At 73.6% G+C, this 18178-nt stretch carries 17 protein-coding genes; 10 read left to right on the top strand and 7 right to left on the bottom strand.

The window, feature by feature from the left end; genetic code table 11:
- The first annotated feature begins 1169 nt into the window (after positions 1–1169).
- Positions 1170–2393: an ABC transporter substrate-binding protein gene (locus I6A81_RS04305; RefSeq protein ID WP_307874466.1), complete on the top strand. Its 1224-nt coding sequence runs from the start codon at positions 1170–1172 to the stop codon at positions 2391–2393.
- Between the two features lie 243 nt (positions 2394–2636).
- Here I6A81_RS04305 and I6A81_RS04300 read toward each other — a convergent pair whose 3' ends face one another.
- Together I6A81_RS04300 and I6A81_RS04295 are read right to left on the bottom strand one after the other, a co-directional pair.
- Positions 2637–3527, bottom strand: a complete 891-nt coding sequence (locus tag I6A81_RS04300) for a phytanoyl-CoA dioxygenase family protein (protein WP_203002467.1) — start codon at positions 3525–3527, stop codon at positions 2637–2639.
- Positions 3528–3762: 235 nt separating this feature from the next.
- Entirely contained in the window at positions 3763–4425 is a 663-nt protein-coding gene (locus I6A81_RS04295; protein ID WP_203002466.1) for a TetR/AcrR family transcriptional regulator, read from the bottom strand.
- Between the two features lie 70 nt (positions 4426–4495).
- Here I6A81_RS04295 and I6A81_RS04290 point away from each other — a divergent pair, with 70 nt between their 5' ends.
- From I6A81_RS04290 to I6A81_RS04280, 3 genes are all read left to right on the top strand, one after another.
- Positions 4496–4723 carry a hypothetical protein gene (locus I6A81_RS04290; protein ID WP_203002465.1) on the top strand — a complete coding sequence of 76 codons (228 nt, stop codon included), beginning with the start codon at positions 4496–4498 and terminating at the stop codon, positions 4721–4723.
- A complete protein-coding gene (locus I6A81_RS04285; RefSeq protein WP_203002464.1) occupies positions 4701–4922 on the top strand; it encodes a hypothetical protein in 222 nt (73 codons plus the stop codon). Before I6A81_RS04290 ends, I6A81_RS04285 begins: the two co-directional genes overlap by 23 nt.
- Before the next feature lie 102 nt (positions 4923–5024).
- Entirely contained in the window at positions 5025–5840 is an 816-nt protein-coding gene (locus tag I6A81_RS04280) for an urease accessory protein UreF (RefSeq protein ID WP_203002463.1), read from the top strand.
- A gap of 180 nt (positions 5841–6020) precedes the next feature.
- Here the strand turns inward: I6A81_RS04280 and I6A81_RS04275 are convergent, their stop codons facing one another.
- Positions 6021–6773, bottom strand: a complete 753-nt coding sequence (locus I6A81_RS04275) for a class F sortase (protein ID WP_307874465.1) — start codon at positions 6771–6773, stop codon at positions 6021–6023.
- Positions 6737–7213 carry a hypothetical protein gene (locus I6A81_RS04270; RefSeq protein ID WP_203010109.1) on the bottom strand — a complete coding sequence of 159 codons (477 nt, stop codon included), beginning with the start codon at positions 7211–7213 and terminating at the stop codon, positions 6737–6739. Before I6A81_RS04270 ends, I6A81_RS04275 begins: the two co-directional genes overlap by 37 nt.
- 214 nt (positions 7214–7427) lie before the next feature.
- On the opposite strand from I6A81_RS04270, the gene I6A81_RS04265 reads away from it, so the two are divergent.
- From I6A81_RS04265 to I6A81_RS04255, 3 genes are all read left to right on the top strand, one after another.
- Positions 7428–7919, top strand: coding sequence for a hypothetical protein (locus I6A81_RS04265; protein ID WP_203002461.1), 492 nt, complete (start codon positions 7428–7430; stop codon positions 7917–7919).
- Positions 7920–8186: 267 nt separating this feature from the next.
- Positions 8187–9869 carry a sensor histidine kinase gene (locus I6A81_RS04260; RefSeq protein ID WP_203002460.1) on the top strand — a complete coding sequence of 561 codons (1683 nt, stop codon included), beginning with the start codon at positions 8187–8189 and terminating at the stop codon, positions 9867–9869.
- Positions 9866–10534 (top strand): response regulator transcription factor, encoded by a 669-nt coding sequence (locus tag I6A81_RS04255; RefSeq protein ID WP_203002459.1) that lies wholly within the window; start codon positions 9866–9868, stop codon positions 10532–10534. Before I6A81_RS04260 ends, I6A81_RS04255 begins: the two co-directional genes overlap by 4 nt.
- Before the next feature lie 124 nt (positions 10535–10658).
- Here I6A81_RS04255 and I6A81_RS04250 read toward each other — a convergent pair whose 3' ends face one another.
- Positions 10659–11642 (bottom strand): urease accessory protein UreD, encoded by a 984-nt coding sequence (locus I6A81_RS04250; protein ID WP_203002458.1) that lies wholly within the window; start codon positions 11640–11642, stop codon positions 10659–10661.
- Between the two features lie 49 nt (positions 11643–11691).
- Entirely contained in the window at positions 11692–12507 is an 816-nt protein-coding gene (gene ureG, locus I6A81_RS04245; RefSeq protein ID WP_203002457.1) for an urease accessory protein UreG, read from the bottom strand.
- Positions 12508–12759: 252 nt separating this feature from the next.
- Here ureG and I6A81_RS04240 point away from each other — a divergent pair, with 252 nt between their 5' ends.
- Both I6A81_RS04240 and I6A81_RS04235 read left to right on the top strand, forming a co-directional pair.
- Positions 12760–14367: an MFS transporter gene (locus I6A81_RS04240; protein ID WP_238428875.1), complete on the top strand. Its 1608-nt coding sequence runs from the start codon at positions 12760–12762 to the stop codon at positions 14365–14367.
- Between the two features lie 89 nt (positions 14368–14456).
- Positions 14457–15128: a TetR/AcrR family transcriptional regulator gene (locus I6A81_RS04235; RefSeq protein WP_203002456.1), complete on the top strand. Its 672-nt coding sequence runs from the start codon at positions 14457–14459 to the stop codon at positions 15126–15128.
- A gap of 390 nt (positions 15129–15518) precedes the next feature.
- Here the strand turns inward: I6A81_RS04235 and hpnH are convergent, their stop codons facing one another.
- The gene (gene hpnH / locus I6A81_RS04230; protein ID WP_203002455.1) at positions 15519–16520 is read right to left on the bottom strand and encodes an adenosyl-hopene transferase HpnH; all 1002 of its coding nucleotides are present in this window, start codon (positions 16518–16520) and stop codon (positions 15519–15521) included.
- Positions 16521–17057: 537 nt separating this feature from the next.
- On the opposite strand from hpnH, the gene I6A81_RS04225 reads away from it, so the two are divergent.
- A partial coding sequence (locus I6A81_RS04225; protein WP_203010108.1) for a serine/threonine-protein kinase occupies positions 17058–18178 on the top strand: 1121 nt, incomplete at its 3' end.

Here is an 18178-nt window from a genome sequence, read left to right as displayed (position 1 = left end):
CCGAGATCCACAGCGCACCGCGGAACGCCGAGATCCACAGCGCACCGCGGAACGCCGAGATCCACAGCGCACCGCGGAACGCCGAGATCCACAGCGCACCGCGGAACGCCGAGATCCACAGCGCACCGCGGAACGCCGAGATCCACAGCGCACCGCGGAACGCCTTCGGGCGATGAGCGCCCTCGGCATCGGTTCAAGGCCCGAGGCCCGAGGCCGGTTCCGCGAGGCGCTCGGAGGGCGAGCGCCGGACGCACCCTGGTGCCGTGCCCGGCAGCGTTCGCCCTGTGCCGCGCGCGGCCGCGTGCTCGTCCTGTCCGACGTCACGGGGAATCGGGTCCGACACCAGAGCCAGGACCAGCGCCGTCTTGTGACCCTGATGTCTGACGGGACGTCCGGGATCCCTCGGGTGTCTGCCACGGTGCGGGAGAGGGGTGGCGGGGGCGCCGCTCTGCCCGTCCGTCGACCGGGCAGCCATTGCCTGAAGCGGCACTAGCCTGCTCGTGGCTCTTGCCGGAGCCGCTCGACCGCCGATCCGCGCGCGCATCCGGCGATCACCGGCCCGCGAGTGGCCCGGCGACTTCTTGATCGCTAGATATGTGCACAGTTCGGCAATTTCTGTCTGTTTGTCCCTGAACTTCGCGCGAATCTGGTGATCTACCGCGGAGGCCGGGCCGAGGCGGGTCGATGATCGCGGGTTGTGTGCGCGGATCGGTGGTCCCGAACCACGAACATGATCCACAAGACGCGCACCGACGGTGAGAGACGACGGGCGCCGACGTCGGGGCGCGCCGGATTTCTCCGGCGACATCGACTGCCCGGCATGCCACATCCGGGACGCGGGGAACATCGAGACCCAGCGTCGACCACCCGCCGGCCGCCAGGCCGGCCGCTCGGCCCAGAAGTCAAGCTCGACTTCGATATTGACTTACGACCCCTTCGACGCCAACATCAACCTCCCAAAGGGGTAGGTCAAGGGATCCGCGACAGTTCGACCGCCGGTTCCACTCGCCCGTTTGTCCGGCAAAACCACGCTCGGAGATCCTGCGACTACCGAAGGCACCCGACCTCTCAGAAGGGACGGCCAACTCATGCGGCAGCCAGGGAGTTCGTTCGATTCGACGGCACACAAGCGGCCATCGCGAGGGTTGTCCGCCGCGCGCCTCGGCGCCGTGTCATTAGCCGCGAGTTTGCTCCTGGTCACTGCCTGTGGCGGCAGCGACGATGACGGCTCGGACGCCGCGGCGGGCACGCCGACCGACACGACGTCGGTGCTCGGGCCGCTCGACAAGGCGACCGGCACACCGGTGCGGATCGGATTGATCTCGGACGACAAGGGTCCCGTCTCGGACCTGGCCATCGAGACCGCGGTCGCCAAGGCAACCGTCACCTACATCAACGAGCACAAGGGCGGCATCGCAGGGCATCCGATTGAGCTGGTCGTCTGCAAGGCATTCGCCGACCCGGCTGTGGGCACCGACTGCGCGAACCAGATGGTCGAGGAGGACGTCACCGCCGTCCTCGTCGGCTCCTCGTCGGTCCCGGAGGCCATCTGGGAGCCGCTGCACGGGGCCCACATGCCGGTCCTGCTCGCCTACGCGGCCGGCGCCCCGACCCGCGACACCGAGTCGACCTTTGCCATGGCCGACACCACCTACGTCCTCCAGGCGCTGCTCCAGCTCGCGAAGAGCGAGGGCGCGAAGAAGGTCACGGCCGTCGCGATCGACGTGCCGGCGACGCGGATCGCCTGGACGCAGCTCGCGCCGGCACAGTTCAAGGCGGCGAACATCGAGCTTGAGTTCATCCCGATTCCCCCGGGTACCGCCGACATGACACCGCAGATGCAGCCCGTCGCGAACGGCGACGCGGACATCGTGCACGTGGTGGGCAACGACGCGTTCTGCATCGCCGCGTTCAAAGGCCTACAGACGGGCGGGTACACCGGGACGGTCCTGTCGCACCCGAACTGCCTCTCCGACCGGACCCGCTCGGCGGTGTCTGGTGACTTCCTCGAGGGAATGGTCCTTCCGGGGCTGGTGCCGATCGGTCACGACAATCCGTCGACCCGCCTCTACGAGGCCGTCGTGGCCGCCTACGGCAAGGACATCGACACCCACCGGGTCGCCGGTCTGAACATGTTCTCGCAGGTCACCGCGTTCGAGCTGGGGGCCGACGGGGTTACCGGTGAGGTCACACAGCAAGCCATCATCACCGCCTTCAAGACGATGCCAGAGAAGGACCTGCCGGGCGCCACTGGACTGAAGTTCCGGTGCAACGGGAAGGCTGTCCCCGCGACTCCGGCGATCTGCACCCGCGGCTGGCTGATGACGACTCTGGACGGCGAAGGTCAACCCACTGGGTACAAGCCGGTGGGTGTCACTCCGATCGAGGGCTGAGCCCCAGGACAGGTACCGATTGGCTGGTTCGCCGGCGGCCGGCCGGTTCGGCCGCGGTGATCGGATACGGCTTCGATCCCGCGCCGAACCGGCCATTCGGCCCAGTCCGCTGGCTGGAATCGACCTTCGGCATGCGCGGAGCCGGAGCGCCGCCACGAGCACGACACCGCTGGCTTGGTCCGTCGAGGGCTCACCCGAGCAGACGCTCGGCCGCGATCGCTCAGCGGGCGGCGTTCTCCTCGCTCAGCGGGCGGCGTTCTTGAGGAACTGGGGACGGTAATTGGCTTCGGGGCCACCGAGGTAGTTGCCGCGCACGTGGCGACGGATTCCGTCGTCGACGGTGGCGCGGGCCGCGGCGTGCCACAGGTAGGCGTCGTGCAGGATCACGTCGCCGCGCTCGGTGTAGACCGGAACCTCGCCCCGGATCTTCTCGAAGCCAAGCGGCATCTCGAACGGCGGCGGGTTCGGGGTGTAGCCGCCCGCCGGGCGGGCATCGTCGGGCACCGCGACGTTGTTGACGTTCCGGTACGGCGCCGGAGTCGCCCACGCCTGGCTGCCCGGCACCACCCGCAGGAAGCCGTTCGCCGGGCTGGTGCCGTCGAGGTGGAAGGTGAACGCCACCCCGGGCCAGATGTCGACGCTGGGCATGGCCTGCCAGTCGGAATGCCAGCCGATCCGGGTGTAGCCGGACTCCCGGCCCGGCCGGGAGTCCTGGTAGACGACGCCCGCCTGCGCCGAGCCGTTCAGCCAGGCGCCGTCGCCGACCAGCCGGCGGATCACCGCGACCAGCGCCGGGTGGGTCGCCGCGGCCAGGACCGCGGGTGAGAGCTCCTGGATGTGCTCGACGTAGTTGACGAACTTCTCGATCTTCTCGGCGGCGTCGAGGTACTTCGTCGAGCCGTAGCGCTCGGACAGCCGCCCGGACAGCACGTCGGCCTGCGCCGCGGCGCACTCCGTCTCCATCCGGTCGGTCAGCTCGTCGGGGATCAGGCCACGCAGCAGCACGTAGCCGAAGTCCCGGTAGAACCGCTCGATCTCGTCGAGACCGGGCGGGCCGGCGCCTTCCGCGTCCGCCCGGTCCATCTCGAACACGCCGAAGGTCGCCGGAGTCGTCAGCGCGGTGGTCGTCTGCATGGGCTGCCCTCCTGGTCCGGGTCGCGGTGCGCGCTCGCGGACGATCCATGAACCGAGTGGTTCAAAAACTAGGGCGCAACTGTTTCTCCCTCATTACCAACACGGGCCGGAGATCGTGAAGTAATCGGATCGCCAGCCGCGGCCGGCCCGGCAAGCACCCGGTCCGCCCGGCACCCGGCCCAGCCAGCGCTCAGGCCCTCGCCCGGCCTTCCCTCAGCCAGGGGCGGCCGTCGCGTCAGCGAAGGGCGGCCGTGGCGGGCAGGCGCGTGGCCGCCGAGCCGCCCGCGGCGACGCGGTCCGCGACGGCCCGGGCGGCGGTCGCGTGCGCGCGGTCGAGAACGGCGCGCGGCGTGCCCGACAGCAGCGCGAACTGCAGACCGCGCCACAGCGCGACCACCTCGATGCCGATCTCCCGGGCCGCCTCGTCCTGGGCGCCCGCCAGGGCCAGCACCCTCGCGACCCGCTCGGCCCAGTCCGCGACGGAGGTCAGGAACATGCCGTACCGGTCGGGCTGGTGCGCGGCAAGGCCGAACAGCTCGAAGAACAGCCGCAGGAACGGCTCGTTCTCGTCGGCGGCGATGTCGAGCCACACCTGGTGCAGGCGCGCGTCGAGCGGATGGTCGGCGAAGGACCTGTCGTCGGCGGACAGCCGGTCGAGGGCGGTCGCGAGCCGTGGGAAGCGTCGGACGGCCTCCAGGATCCCCTCGGCCATCAGCCGTTCCTTGGAGCCGAAGTAGTACAGCAGCATCCGGTTGTTCGACCCGACGCCGGCCGCGAGCGCGCGCAGCGTCAGCTCGCTCACCCCATGCTCGAGGATGTAGTCCGCGATCAGGGCGAGCAGTCGCCCCCGTTGGGGCGGCCCGTCGGTGACCATCAGCGACGCGGTCGGATCATCCACACCACCAGGCTAGTGCCCGCCGCGGATGGCGTTGGGCCGACGGAGATCACCCTCCGTCTTGGGAAACGACGTGACCCGCGCGCGCCCCGCCGCAAGCCGACAGTCGACCGTCTGGATCGGCCTGCCGGGCTACCTCCTGGACTTCGACTTGCCACCCGAGGAGCCCTTGTCGCCGCTGTTCGAGGTGCTCGGCGCCGCGCACAGCCCCTTCTTTTCCTCGTCGGACCACTTCGCTTTCAAGGGTGCGGTGCACGTGAAACCCGCGAGCTTGGGCGGTGCTTCTTGCCACAGGCGGTGAGGGAGCCGGCGGCCAGGGCGACCAGGAGCACGGCCAGCAGGACCCGCGGCCAGCGCTGACGTGCCAGCCCGCCGCGCATGATGGGCTGGGAGGCCGCCCGGCGACGGTCCTGGCCACGGGAGCCCAGCTCGGGCCCGCCGCCGAGCTCGGCGTGGGCGCGGCGGCGCGCGGGACCCCGGCCTCGGGTGGCGCCGGCTGAATGGTCAGGCTGTCGAGAACGGCGGGGCCGCGGGCATCGGACGGCCTCCTTGTCACGCGATCATCAACAAGCGAGATCAACTACGGCAGCGGAAGGTCGACAATGACGGGTTTGTCACCAGTGCGACGCCCCGACAACGGCGACGACGACGCCCGGCTGGCCGGTCATGGCCCGAACGGCGGTCATGGCCCGAGCAGCGGCGCGCGGGCGGCGCTGCTGGTGCTGGCGGACGGCCGGCTGCCCGCCGGCGGGCACGCGCATTCGGGCGGCGTCGAGGCAGCGGTGGTCGATGGCGGGCTGACGAGCGTCGACGACCTCGCCGCGTTCCTGCGCGGCCGGCTGGCCACCGCGGGGCTGCTGGCCGCGTCGTTCGCGGCCGCCGCCTGCCGGGCCTGCCAGCCCGAGCTCCCCGTCGTGCCAGAAGGCCCCGGCCGGCCGGGGCCGACGGCCGGCGCCGACCCGCTCGCGGCGCTCGACGCGGAGCTGGACGCGCGGACCCCCTCGCCCGCGCAGCGCGAGGCGAGCCGGGCGCAGGGCCGGACGCTGCTGCGCGCCGGCCGCGCCGCCTGGGAGCTGCCCGCGGGAATCACGCTGCCGCCCGCCCCACACCATCCGGTCGCGCTCGGCGTCGTCGCGGCCGCGGCGGGGCTCGCGCCCGCGGATGCCGCGCTCGCCGCCGTCTACGGCGCCGCGTCCGGCCCGGCGTCCGCGGCCACCCGGCTGCTCGGGCTCGACCCGCTCGCCGTCACCGGCCTGCTCGCCCGGCTGGCCGGCGAGCTGGAACGCGTCGCCGCCGAGGCGGCCGCCGCCGCCGCGACCGCCGGTTCGGCGGCCGACCTGCCGGCGCCGTCGGCCGTCCGCCTCGACCTGCTCGCCGAACGGCACCGCGTGGCGCCGGTCCGGATGTTCGCGTCCTGATCCCACGGCGGCGGCCGAATCCCGGCACGCTCTGGGTCGGGGACAAAGCGGACGGAAATCGCCGAAGGGCGCACACAGCTGACGATCAAGAAGGGTGCCGCGCCTCCCGCGAGCTGGTGATCGTCGGATGTGTGCGCCGTTCGGCGGCCGCGCCGCCTCAGCAAGATCACGGGAAGGACCCTAGGCGAGATGAGCGAAGACGACGATGTTGTCGGTGTAGTGACCGCTCGACTTGTTGAAGACGCCGCCGCACGTGATCAGGCGTAGCTGCGCGCCGCTGCCCGAGTAGTAGACCTCCTGGTCCGGGAAGTTCGCCTTCGAGTACTGGGCCAGCCTGTCGACCACGAAGGTCGCGGTGGTGCCGTCGGCCCGGTCGACGAGCACGGGCGCGCCCGGACGCAGCTCGCCAAGCCGGTAGAACACCGCCGGCCCACTCCGCGAGTCCACGTGGCCGGCGATGACGGCGACGCCGTCGTCCCCCGGCTCCGGCCCGGCGTGGTTCCAGCCGACCTCGCTGAATCCCTTCGGCGCGATCAGGCGCCCGGCCCCGTCGAGGTCCAGCGGCACGACCGGCGCCGCCACGCCGAGATCCGGCACGCGCAGCCCGACCGGGTCCGCCGCCTTGCCAGCTGGCGTCGACGAGCCGTCGCCCGAGACCGGGCCATCGCCGCCCGCGGCGGGGGCGCCACCGGCCGACGCGGCGGACGTGGTGGCCGCGGGCGGCCGGTCGGTGCCGGCCGGCGACCCGCAGCCCGTGAGCACGGTCGGGACCAGCGCGAGCCCTCCCACCAGCACCAGCACCGCCCGCCGCCGTGCCCGTCGCGCCGGCCGGGCCGGCGCCCGGCGGCGCGGGCGGTGACCGGCCGGGAACGGGCCGGTCACCGGGCTGCCCGGCGTCACCCGCGCGCGGCCGCGCGCCGTCGCCTCCGCCACCCGCCGAAGCCGGCGAGCGCCACGAGACCGGCGCCGGTCGCCGCGAGTGGGACGGCGGCGCCCGTGCCGTCGTCAGCGGCCAGCTGGCTGCCACCGAGGCCGGTGTCGACTCCGCCGCGGGGCTGGGTCGGCGGGCCGGCCTCGCCGGGCGCGACCACGGTCACCTGGCCGTCAGGCCCCACCCGCACGACCGAGGGAGGCCCGGACGGCCCCGGGGCCGCCGCGGCGGGCGTGGGCACGGTGGTGGAGGGGGCCGGGACCGGCGTCGCCGCGCTCGGGGCCGGCGCCGGCGCGCCCGGGGCCGGCGACGTCGTCCTCGGGGCCGGCGTCGCCGCGCCCGCGACCGCCGGCAGCGCCACGCCGGCACCGCCCAGGGCCACCGTGACCGCGGCGGTGGTGACAAGTCGTCGGGCCCACGCCGAAGGCGTCGGAGCGTTCATCGACTGGGTGCCTCGTTTCTGTCGTCGTGACCGGTCTCCAGGACCGGCGTGACCGGTCTCCAGGACCGGGGTCTCGGCCGGGAGAATCGGTCGCCCGGCTGTTCGGAGCCTCTCGACGGCAGGTGGGCTGACCATGAGACGACGGTTAGAGCCTTCTCACGCGCTCCACGGCGCGTGGTCCGGCGGCACTTCGGCGCGGCCTACGATGACGGGTATGGCGGATCACCCGGTTACGCCGGTAACCGGCGGGCGGTCGGTCCCCGACCAGGCGCGGGCGGCCGCGCCGGACTCGGCGCGGCGCGCGCCGGAGGCACGGCCGGGGGTCTGGCGCATCTGGCTCGCCAGCATCGGGCTGCTCGCGACCGTGGGCGGTCTGGCCGCGGCCGTCCTGTCCACCTCCGCGCCGCCGCGCCCGCCCGACCTGGGCGGGCCCATCCTGGCCGGCGGCCGCGCGGTCCCGCCCTCGGCGGCCCCGCCCTCGGAGCCCTCGGCGGCCCCAGCCCGCACGACCGCCCCGGAGCCCGTCCCCAGCCCGCGGGAGGAGCTGACAGGTCGGGTCCCGGACGCGACGACGAGCCTGACGGTGATCCGCGTCGCCCCTGGGCCGCTGCCCGCGGTGGGGGCGGACACGCGAAGCCCGTGGCCGTCGGGGGTACCCGCCGCCGAGATACCGGCTCCGGCGCGGGCGACGACCCGCTCGCCGTGACACGACGCGCGGTGACACGACGCGCGGTGACACGACGCGCGGTGACACGACGCGCGGTGACACGACGCGCGGTGACATGACGCGCGGCGCCTCCCCGGGCCGCCGGCGAGCCTACGGCCGGGCGCCGCGCCGGCCGGCCGGCGCCCGATCCCGCGGCCGCGCGGCCTTCGATGAGAACCTCCTCATCCTCGTCTCATCCGGTGCCGTGGCGGTCCCGGCATGCTGGGGCGCATGGTGGCGGCCCGGATCTCGCCAGGACGCCTCCCCATGAGGATCTGGGCCGTGGCGGGCTCGGCGCGGCTGCGCATCCTCGGCTGGCAGCTGCTGCTGGTGGCGCTGGCGCTGGCCGGCTCGGTGCTGGCCTCGCGCGAGGTCCTGCTCGCGCGGGTCGACGAGCGCGTGGACCAGGGCCTGGCCCGGCAGGTCGCCGAGCTGCGCCGGTTCGCCAACACCCCGATCGACCCGAGCACCGCGCGGCCGTTCCCCGACGTGCGCGCGCTGCTGCGCGCCCACCTGGAACGGTCGATCCCGGACAGGAACCAGACGATGCTGGCGCTCGTCGACGGAGCGCCGGTGTTCCGCGGCCCGGAGACTCCGCCCTACCGGCGGCTGGACACCGACCCGGCCGCGATCCACGCGTTCGTGTCGTCGGTGGCGTCCGGCCAGCCGAGCTACGGCGACGTGCGCACCCCGGCGGGCGAGGTTCGCTATGTCGCGGCGCCGGTCCGCGTACCGGGCCGCCCAGAACAGGGAATCTTCGTGTCGGCGGTGTTCGTCGACCGGGAACGGGCCGAGGTGGACGAGGTGGCCCGGGTGCTCGGCGTCGTCGGGTTCGGCGCGCTCGCGGTCGCGGGCGTCGCCGGCTGGCTGGTCGCCGGGCGCGTGCTGGCGCCGGTGCGGATGGTCCGCCGGGCCGCCCAGAGCATCACCGAGACGGACCTGTCGCGCCGGATCCCGATCGGGCGCCGGGCTCGGAGCCGCGGCGGGCGCGGCGCGGCCCGGGACGAGATCTCCGAGCTGGCCCGCACGTTCAACGGCATGCTCGACCGGTTGGAGGAGGCGTTCGCGACCCAGCGCGCCTTCGTCGACGACGCCGGGCACGAGCTGCGCACCCCGATCACGATCATCCGGGGCCATCTGGAGCTGCTGGGCGACGACCCGGACGAGCGCGCGGAGACGACCGCGCTGGTCCTTGACGAGCTCGACCGGATGAGCCGGATGGTGGACGACCTGCTGACGCTCGCGAAGGCCGAGCGACCGGACTTCCTGCGGCGCGAGCCGGTCGAGGTCGCGGCGTTCACCGCGGACCTGTTCGTGAAGGCGCGGGCGTTGGCGCCGCGCGACTGGCGGCTGGACGGCGTCGGGCAGGGACGGGTGCTGGCCGACCGGCAGCGGCTGACCCAGGCGATGGCGCAGCTCGCGCAGAACGCGACCCAGCACACCCGGGCCGGCGACCCGATCACGATCGGTTCGGCGGTCACCGGGCGGGCCGCCCGGTTCTGGGTGACCGACTCCGGTCCCGGGGTCGCGCCGGCCGACCGCGCGCGCATCTTCGAGCGCTTCGCCCGGGGCGCGTTGCCCCGGCCCGCCGGCACCGCGTCCGCCCGGCGGTCCCTCCCGCGGCACTCCCGGATCGGCTCGCCCGGTTCGGGAGACGACCCGGGCCGCGCCGAGCCGGCGGGAACCGCGGGGAACGCCGGTGCCGGCCTGGGGCTCGCGATCGTCCGGGCAATCGCGGCCGCGCACGGCGGAACCGTCCAGGTGACCGGCGAACCCGGTGAAGGAGCCACCTTCACGCTGGAGCTGGCCCTTCTCGACCACGGCGCCCGCGACTCCCGGCCCCGTGAGCCGGCCGGCGGCGCCACCCGGCCGGACGACGCGGAACCGGACGCCGGACCGGGCGTTCCTCGAGCGGGACCGGCCGACCGCGACGACGGGAGACGACCATGACGAACCGGGTGCTCATCGCGGAGGACGAGCACCGGATCGCGTCGTTCGTCTCGAAGGGCCTGCGGTCCAACGGCTTCATCCCGACCTGCGTCGCCGACGGCCAGTCGGCGCTGGAGGTCGCCCTGTCCGGCGAGGTCGACCTGCTGATCCTCGACATCGGGCTGCCCGACCTGGACGGGTTCACGGTGCTGCGGCGGCTGCGCGGCGCCGGCTCGCGGCTACCGGTCGTCGTGCTCACCGCCCGCGACGGCGTCCGGGACACGGTCGCCGTTCTGGAGGGCGGTGCCGACGACTACATGAGCAAGCCGTTCCGGTTCGAGGAGCTGCTTGCCCGCGTGCGCCTGCGGCTGCGCCCCGAGCGGGCGGCCACGGCCGAGCCGACCGTGTTGCGAAGCGGAGACCTCGCGCTCGACCTGCGGACCCGGCGCGCGCACGTCGGCGACCGGGTGGTCGACCTGACGGCCCGGGAGTTCGTCCTCGCCGAGACCTTCCTGCGCCACCCCGGCCAGGTGCTCGCCCGTGAGCAGCTGCTCTCCGCCGTCTGGGGCTACGACTACGACCCCGGTAGCAACATCGTCGACGTCTACATCGGCTACCTGCGCCGCAAGCTCGGCGCGGCCCGCATCACCACCGTCCGCGGCATGGGCTACCGCCTGGAAGGCTAGCCGCGAAACGCCGAACGCCCGGGGAGCAAGGGTTCCGGGAGCACGGGCCAGGGCTCACGGGCCCCTGGGCCCCTGGGCTCACGGGCTCACGGGCTCACGGGCTCACGGGCTCACGCCCCAGGGTTCACGGGCCCAGGTGCCGGCGCAGGGTGACGGCGTCGGCGGCCAGCGCGGTGACCAGGATGCCGGGGCCGGCCAGTGGCAGCACCGCCGCCCCACCAGCCAGGGCGCCCCCGGTCGCGGGCGTGACCGCGGCGGCGAGGCCGAGCCCCGCCGGGCCGGCGCCGTCGGGCGCGGCCGGCGCCGCGACCAGCAGCGAGCCGACCGCGCGCGCCGACCCGACGACGGCCGCTCCGGCCAGGCCGGGGACGTCGGGGCCGAGCGGCAGCCGCTGGCGCAGCAACGGCCGGTCCCCGCCTGGCGCGCGCACGTCGACGCGCAGGTCCGTCTCGACGTGGCCCGACGGCTCGCCGAACCGGCCGAGCAGGATCTCCTCCCGCCAGCGCAGCCAGCCGCCCGCGGCGACCACCGCGCGGCCGACCATCCGGTGGTCGCAGCCGCGCACGGCGACCGTCGGCTCCGGCAGCAGGTCGAGCGCCCCGCCGGCCGCGACCTCCGCGTGGATCCGCGTCACGGACGGGCCGGGGCCATGCCCGGGCATCGCCAGGGTGGCGGCCACCGAGCGCAGCACCAGCCGCACACCGGCCCCGACGCTGATGTCGAGCCGCAGCTGGTCACCCGCGAGCGGCCCAGCCGCCGCCCCGACGAGGTGCACGGTCACGGTCGGCAGCCCGGGCGGCCGTGGGATCTCCGCCTGGCTGGCCGCCTCCGGCTCCGTCCCAGGCTCCAGGGGCCGCGGGGCGGCGGCGTCCATGGGCCGCGGGGCGGCGGCGTCCATGGGCCGCGAGGCGGTGCTGTCCCGAAGCCGCGGGGCCGCGGTGTCGGTATGGCGCAGCACGAGCGGGACCGCCGAACGCGACTCGACGACCCGCGCGGACCCGTCCGGGGCGGCCTCGACCCGCAGCACGGCGTGCGCGCGCACGGCGGCGCGGCCAGTGCCCGCCGGGCGGCGGCCCGCCGCCTCGCCGGTGTCGGCGAGCGCGGTCACCGGGCTCCCCGGCGGCGGGCGCGAGCGCCGCCGCCGCGCCAGGCCATGATCACCGGGTGCCCGGCAGGTCGAGGCCGACGGAGGCGAGCGGGGTGAGGTTGTCCTCGTTCGCGCCGGCGTCCACGGTCCTGGCCTCCACCAGCTGGGCGAAGACCCAGCGGGCGACGGCGGTCGCCTCCGGATCCTCGACGAGGCTGGTGAACAGCACCGGACGGCCGCGGCGCATCGCCTCGGCGTCACGGGCCATCACGTCCAGGTCGGCGCCGACCCGTGGCGCCAGGTCGGTCTTGTTGATGACGAGCAGGTCGCTGCTGGTCACGCCGGGGCCGCCCTTGCGCGGCACCTTGTCGCCGCCTGCGACGTCGACGACGAAGATCTGCCGGTCGATGAGGCCGTAGCTGAAGGTGGCCGTCAGGTTGTCGCCGCCGGACTCGACGAGGATCAGGTCGAGCGGGCCGAACACCGCGTCGAGGTCCTCGACGGCGTCGAGGTTGGCCGTGATGTCGTCGCGGATCGCGGTGTGCGGGCAGCAGCCGGTCTCGACGGCGCGGATCCTGGCCGGGTCGAGCACGCCGGCGCGGCGCAGGAAGTCCGCGTCCTCGGTCGTGTAGATGTCGTTGGTCACCACGGCGAGATCGACCTTCTCGGTCAGCGCCCGGCACAGCGCGGCGACCAGCGCGGTCTTGCCGCTGCCGACCGGTCCGCCGATGCCGATCCGCAGCGCCCGCCCGGCGGGCACGGACCGTGGGGCGGCCGGCGCCGCGGCCTGCCAGGTGGCCACCCCGTTCGCGGGCCCGCCTCCGGCCATGGCCCCGAGCAACGAGTGGCCGTGCCCGTGGTCGCCATGATCGTGGTCGAGGTGCATGACGCCTCCCGGAATGTGATGTCCGCCGCGTACGGCCTGCTCACGCGGGCCGTGAGCCGTCGCCAGCCTAGGGCGTCCAGGTGACGGTTTCGTAAGCCCGCCCGGCCTGGTCACCGCTGGCGGCCGGGTCGGCGAAGGCCGGCGGGCGGGGGCCGTCCCCGCGCGGGATCGACGCCGTGGCGGGCGCGCGGCCCGACAAAGCGGTTACTTTAGCTTAACTAAACATAGAACCCACAATCTGAGGACCTGCCCATGACGACGTCCGCCCAGCGTCCCGTGACCGGGGACGCACCGGCCGACGGGGGCACTCAGCCGGCACCGCGGGCCATGACGCAACGGGAGATCGACCGGGCGGTCTGGGCACTGGTGCTGGGCCTGTTCGTCACCATGATTTCGGCGACCGTGGTGTCGAACGCGCTCCCACACATCATCGGTGACCTGCACGGCAGCTCGACCGACTACACCTGGGTGGTCGCGACGACGCTGCTGCTGCTCACGGCGACGACGCCGGTCTGGGGCAAGCTGGCCGACCTGCTCGACAAGAAGATGCTGCTCATGGTCGGGCTGGCGATCTTCACGGTCGGCTCGGCGCTGGGCGGGTTCGCCCACTCCCCCCAGTGGCTGATCGCCGCGCGGGCGATCCAGGGCATCGGCGCCGGGGGGACGAGCGCGCTGGTGCAGGTGGCGATCGCCGCGATGGTCCCGGCGCGGGAGCGGGCCAGGTACAACGGCTACACCGGCTCCGCGTACGCGATCTCGACGCTGTCCGGGCCGCTGGTCGGCGGCCTGATCGTGGACACGCCATGGCTCGGCTGGCGCTGGTGCTTCTTCTTCTGCGTCCCGGTCGCGGCCGCTGCCCTGGTCGTGCTGGCGCGCACGCTGCGGCTGCCCGACGAGCGGCGGCCGGTGAACATCGACTACTTCGGCGCCGCGCTGATCCCCGGCGGCGTGGGCCTGCTGCTGCTGTGGCTGACGCTCGGCGGGGACATGGTCGAATGGCTGTCCGGCACCGGCCTCGCGATGCTGCTCGGCGGCGTGGCGGCCCTCGCGATCGCCGTCGTCGTGGAGTCCCGCGTGGCCGAACCGATCGTGCCGCTGCGGCTGTTCCGGGAGCGCACCATCGTGCTCGCCGTGGTCGGCAGCGTCGCGACCGGCGGCGTGACGATGACCGTGCCCATGCTGTTCAGCCAGTACTTCCAACTGGGCCGCGGGCTCACTCCCACGGTGTCCGGCCTGCTGACCGCGCCGATGGTCTGCGGGCTGGCGGTCTCCGGCAACGTGGCCGGCCGCGCCATCGCCCGCACGGGCCGGTGGAAACGCATCCTGGTCGGCGGCGCGCTGTTCCTGATCGGCGGGCTGGCGCTGTTCTCGACCATCCGCGCGACCACCCCGCTGGTGGCGGTCGCGGCCTACCTGGCGCTCGTCGGCGTCGGGATCGGCATGACCCAGCAGAACCTGATCGTCGCCGCGCAGAACAGCGCCCCCCGGGCGGACCTCGGCGCCGCGAGCGCGACGGTCTCCTTCTTCCGCAGCCTCGGCGCGACCGCCGGCATCGCCGCGCTCGGCGCGATGTACGGCGACCGGGCCGCCCACCTGATCAGCGGCGGCCTGGCCGCGGCGGGCCTGCCCGCGGGCTCGGTCGGGACAGGTGTGCCGCGGCTCGCGGACCTGCCCGCGCCGGTCGCGGCGGTGGTCGAGAACGCCTACGGCGACGCGCTCGGGCAGACCTGGCTGGTGGCGGTCCCCCTCGCGGTCGTGACCCTCGTCGCGGTGTTGCTGATCCGCGAGACCCGGCTGCACACGGGCGACGACCTGGAAGCCGCCGACACCCTCACCCAACCGCCCCTGTCCACGGGCTGATCGACCCAACTGGCCGGGACCGGTGTCATACCGGGCTACCCCAGCTGTTCGCCGTGAAAGCCCGGCTGGCTGTGCACCATAATTGAGCGGTGACGAGGGCCCGCCGGTATGCGAGGACGGCGGACGTCCGGCCAGGCGACGCCCGCTCGGCGGACACCCGGGCGGCGCTGCTGGCCGCGGCCCGCCGGCGGTTCGCCGACCAGGGATACGCGGCCACCGGCACCGAGGAGATCGTCGCCGACGCGAAGGTGACCAGGGGCGCGCTGTACCACCACTTCCGGGACAAGGCGGACCTGTTCCGGGAGGTGATGAAGGACGTCGCCAGCGAGGTCGCGGCCGCGCTCGTCGCGAACGAGCTGACCCGCGACGATCCGGAAGGGCGGGACGCCTGGACCCAGCTGCGCACGGGCTTCCAGTCGCTCCTTGACATCTCCACCCGGACCGACACCGACTTCCAGCGGATCGTGCTGGTGGACGGGCCCTCCGTGCTCGGCAGCGACGTCTGGGACGAGCTGGTCGAGAAGCATGGCTACCGGCTGCTCGCGCAATGGCTGGAACGCGCCATGACCGAGGAAAAGATCGACAGGATCCCGCTGGTGCCGCTGACCCGGCTGGTCGTCGCGCTGCTCGCGGAGGCGAGCATCTACGTGGCGCGTTCCGCGGATCCGCTGGCGGCCCGCCAGGAGACCGGCATAGCCCTCGACCGGCTGCTCTCCGGCCTGGTCCGCGCCCCACGCCCGGCCGTCCCGCAGCCCCTTTAAGCCCAGCCCCACGCGCCCAACCCCGCCCGCCACCTGGCCAGGCCGTCTTCTTTCTGGATCCGCCCACGGCAAGCGGCCCGTCCCGACTACGGGACGGGCCTCCTACAGACGGCGGTCACCCGCCACGACGAACTCGGCCGCTCTGGCCACCCAGGACGACGACCGGCTGGCAGCGACACAGCCTCACGGCCCACGCCGCCGGTCGCCGGACGCCTGCCGCACCGCCGCGCACCGGTCGACGCAAGGCGACCACCCGCCGGAACAGACACGCGCCCACTCAACCACCAGACCGACCCTGGACCAGGACCGGCCACCGCCTTCCGGTCCGCCCCCGGTCCAGGATGGGTCGGGCGCGAAGCGTCCGACAGACGGGCGCGCTCCGCGCGCCCGTCACATGCGTATCGCGCGGATCTGCTCCTTGAGAGAGCCCATGGTGGCGAGCACAGCGGACGTCTCGTAGCCGCAGTGCGCCATGCAGTTGGCGCACCGTGGGTCCTTGCCGCGGCCGTACTTGTCCCAGTCGGTGGTCTCGACGAGTTCCTTGTAGGAGCCGACGTAGCCGTCACTCATGAGGTAGCAGGGCTTCTGCCAGCCGAACAGCGAGTAGCTCGGGATGCCCCAGGCGGTGCAGGCGAGCTCGCGCTTGCCCTCCAGGAAGTCCAGGAAGACCGGCGAGTGGTTCAGCCGCCACTTCTTCCGCCGTCCCTCGCCGAACACCTTGGAGAACATCTCGCGGGTCTCCTGGACCGCGAGGAAGTGCTCCTGGTCGGGCGCCTTCTCGTAGGCATAGCCCGGCGAGAGCTGGATCTGGTCGACCTTGAGATCGTCGTTCAGGAAGTTCAGGATGTCGATCACATCCTGCGGGCTGTCGTTGTTGAAGAACGTCGAGTTCGTGCCGACCCGGAACCCGGCCTCCTTCGCCGCCCTGAACGCCTCGACGCACTCGTCGAATGTTCCCGGCTTCTCCACGACGGCGTCGTGCCGTTCCTTCAGGCCGTCGATGTGGAGCACGAAGGTGAAGTAGGGCGAGGGGGTGAAGTTCTTCAGCTTCTTACGCAGCAGCAGCCCATTGGTGCAAAGAATCACAAACTTCTTGCGCTTGATCAGCTGATTGACGATCTCGTGGATCTGCGGGTGCATGAGCGGCTCGCCGCCGGCGATCGCCACGACGGGCGCGCCGCACTCCTTGACCGCCGCCAGGGCGTCCTCGACGCTCATCCGCTGCTTGAGCACGGAGGCGGGGTGCTGGATCTTGCCGCAGCCTGTGCAGGACAGGTTGCAGGCGAAGAGCGGCTCCAGCTCGAGGACGAGCGGGAAGAACTTCTTCCGCATCAGTTTCTGCTTGGCCAGGTAAGACCCGACCCGGACCGAGTAGCGCCACTGAACCGCCACGGCAGATGTCTCCCTCTCGTCAGGCCGCCCGGTGGTGACCTGGGGTCGCCGAAGGATCACCATACAGCGAGTACGTACAGCTTGTATGTCAACCCCACCAGCAACATACAAGCTGTATGTCGGACGCGCATCTCGATCAGGTGAATCCCCAGCGACGCCCTCGGCTTGACACCACGTCCGAGCGCGATCCACTACCGTCCGCGTCCATTTCCGGGAGGGTCGTCCCAGCCGCACTTCCACTGGGACAGCGCCTTTCGCGGGCAGCAACGTATGCGCAGTGTGCACGCCCCCCGGGATTTTCGCCACTCGACGTAGCCATGAACAGAACAACTACAAAGTGGTAGAAGAAAGCATGGTGATCGAGATCACACGGCGTCCGATGGGCGGGCACCACTTCTTGACCAGGATGAGCGAGTGCCCCTCCTCCCGACCGTGGCCCGCTCCCAGAGTGGGACGATCGGGTGAGGTCCGCGTGCCCACGCGGCCACGGGGCGGGCGACACGGGCGGGAGAAGAGCGTGAGAGGCCGATGACCGCCGTGACGGGTGAAGGGCGGCTGGTCGCCGGCCGGTACCGGCTGCTGCACGCGCTGGGGCGCGGCGGGATGGGCACCGTCTGGCGTGCCCACGACACCGCGCTCGGCGTCGACCGGGCGCTCAAGGAGATCCGCTTCCTCGACGAGCCGAGTGCCGCGGACCGGCACGCGCGCGCCGAGCGGGCCCGCCGGGAGGCGCGCGCCGCCGCCCGGCTCGCCACGCACCCCGGCGTCGTCGTCGTGCACGACCTGGTCGAGGAGCGGGACGCTCCCTGGATCGTCATGGAGCTGCTCGAGTCCTGCCGCTCGCTCGACCAGGTGGTCCGCCAGGACGGCCCGCTCCCCGCGCCCGAGGCCGCGCGGGTCGCGCTGACTGTCGTGGAGGCCCTCGACCACGGCCACCGCCACGAGATCCTGCACCGCGACGTGAAGCCGGCCAACGTGCTGATCGCCGGGGACGGCCGAGTCAAGATCGCCGACTTCGGCATCGCCACCTATCTCGACCGGGAGCCGCTGACCCTGGCCGGCTCGATCTCCGGCACGCCGACCTACATGGCGCCCGAGCGGCTGCGCAAGGACAAGGCCGGACCGGCGAGCGACCTCTTCTCCCTGGGCGCCACGCTGTACGCCGCCGTCGAGGGCCGGGCCCCGTTCCCGACCGCCACCGACGCCGCCCGCTTCGCCTTCGACGCGCGGTTCGGGCCGCCGCGGCCCCAGCGCGCCGGCCCGCTCCTGCCCGTGCTCGACGGCCTGATGACCCACGACCCTGGCAGGCGGCTGTCCGCGACCTCGGCCGTCCGCATGCTGCGCGAGATCGCCGGCCCGCTTCGCGCGCCACGGTCCCGCGACGGCGGGGACACCACGACGGCGTTCGTGCCGCTGCCGGCCGCGGGCGGCCCGGCCCCCGGCCGGCTGGGGGCACCGCTGCCCGCGCGCGACCCCCTCGTGGGCGGCCCGGCCGGCCCCACACCCGCGCCGACGCCCTCGGGGCGGACACCCACGCCCGCGCCCTCGGCCCCGCCCTCGCCGTACCCGCCGCCCGGGGGGGGGCCCCCCCCCCCCCCCCCCCCCCGGGGGGCCGGGGCCCCCCCCCCCCCCCCCGGGCCCCCCCGGGGCCCCCCCCC

Origin of the sequence: Frankia nepalensis (assembly GCF_016786325.1) — a bacterium.
Taxonomy (GTDB): domain Bacteria; phylum Actinomycetota; class Actinomycetes; order Frankiales; family Frankiaceae; genus Pseudofrankia; species Pseudofrankia nepalensis.
This window is presented reverse-complemented; position numbering and strand designations above follow the sequence as displayed.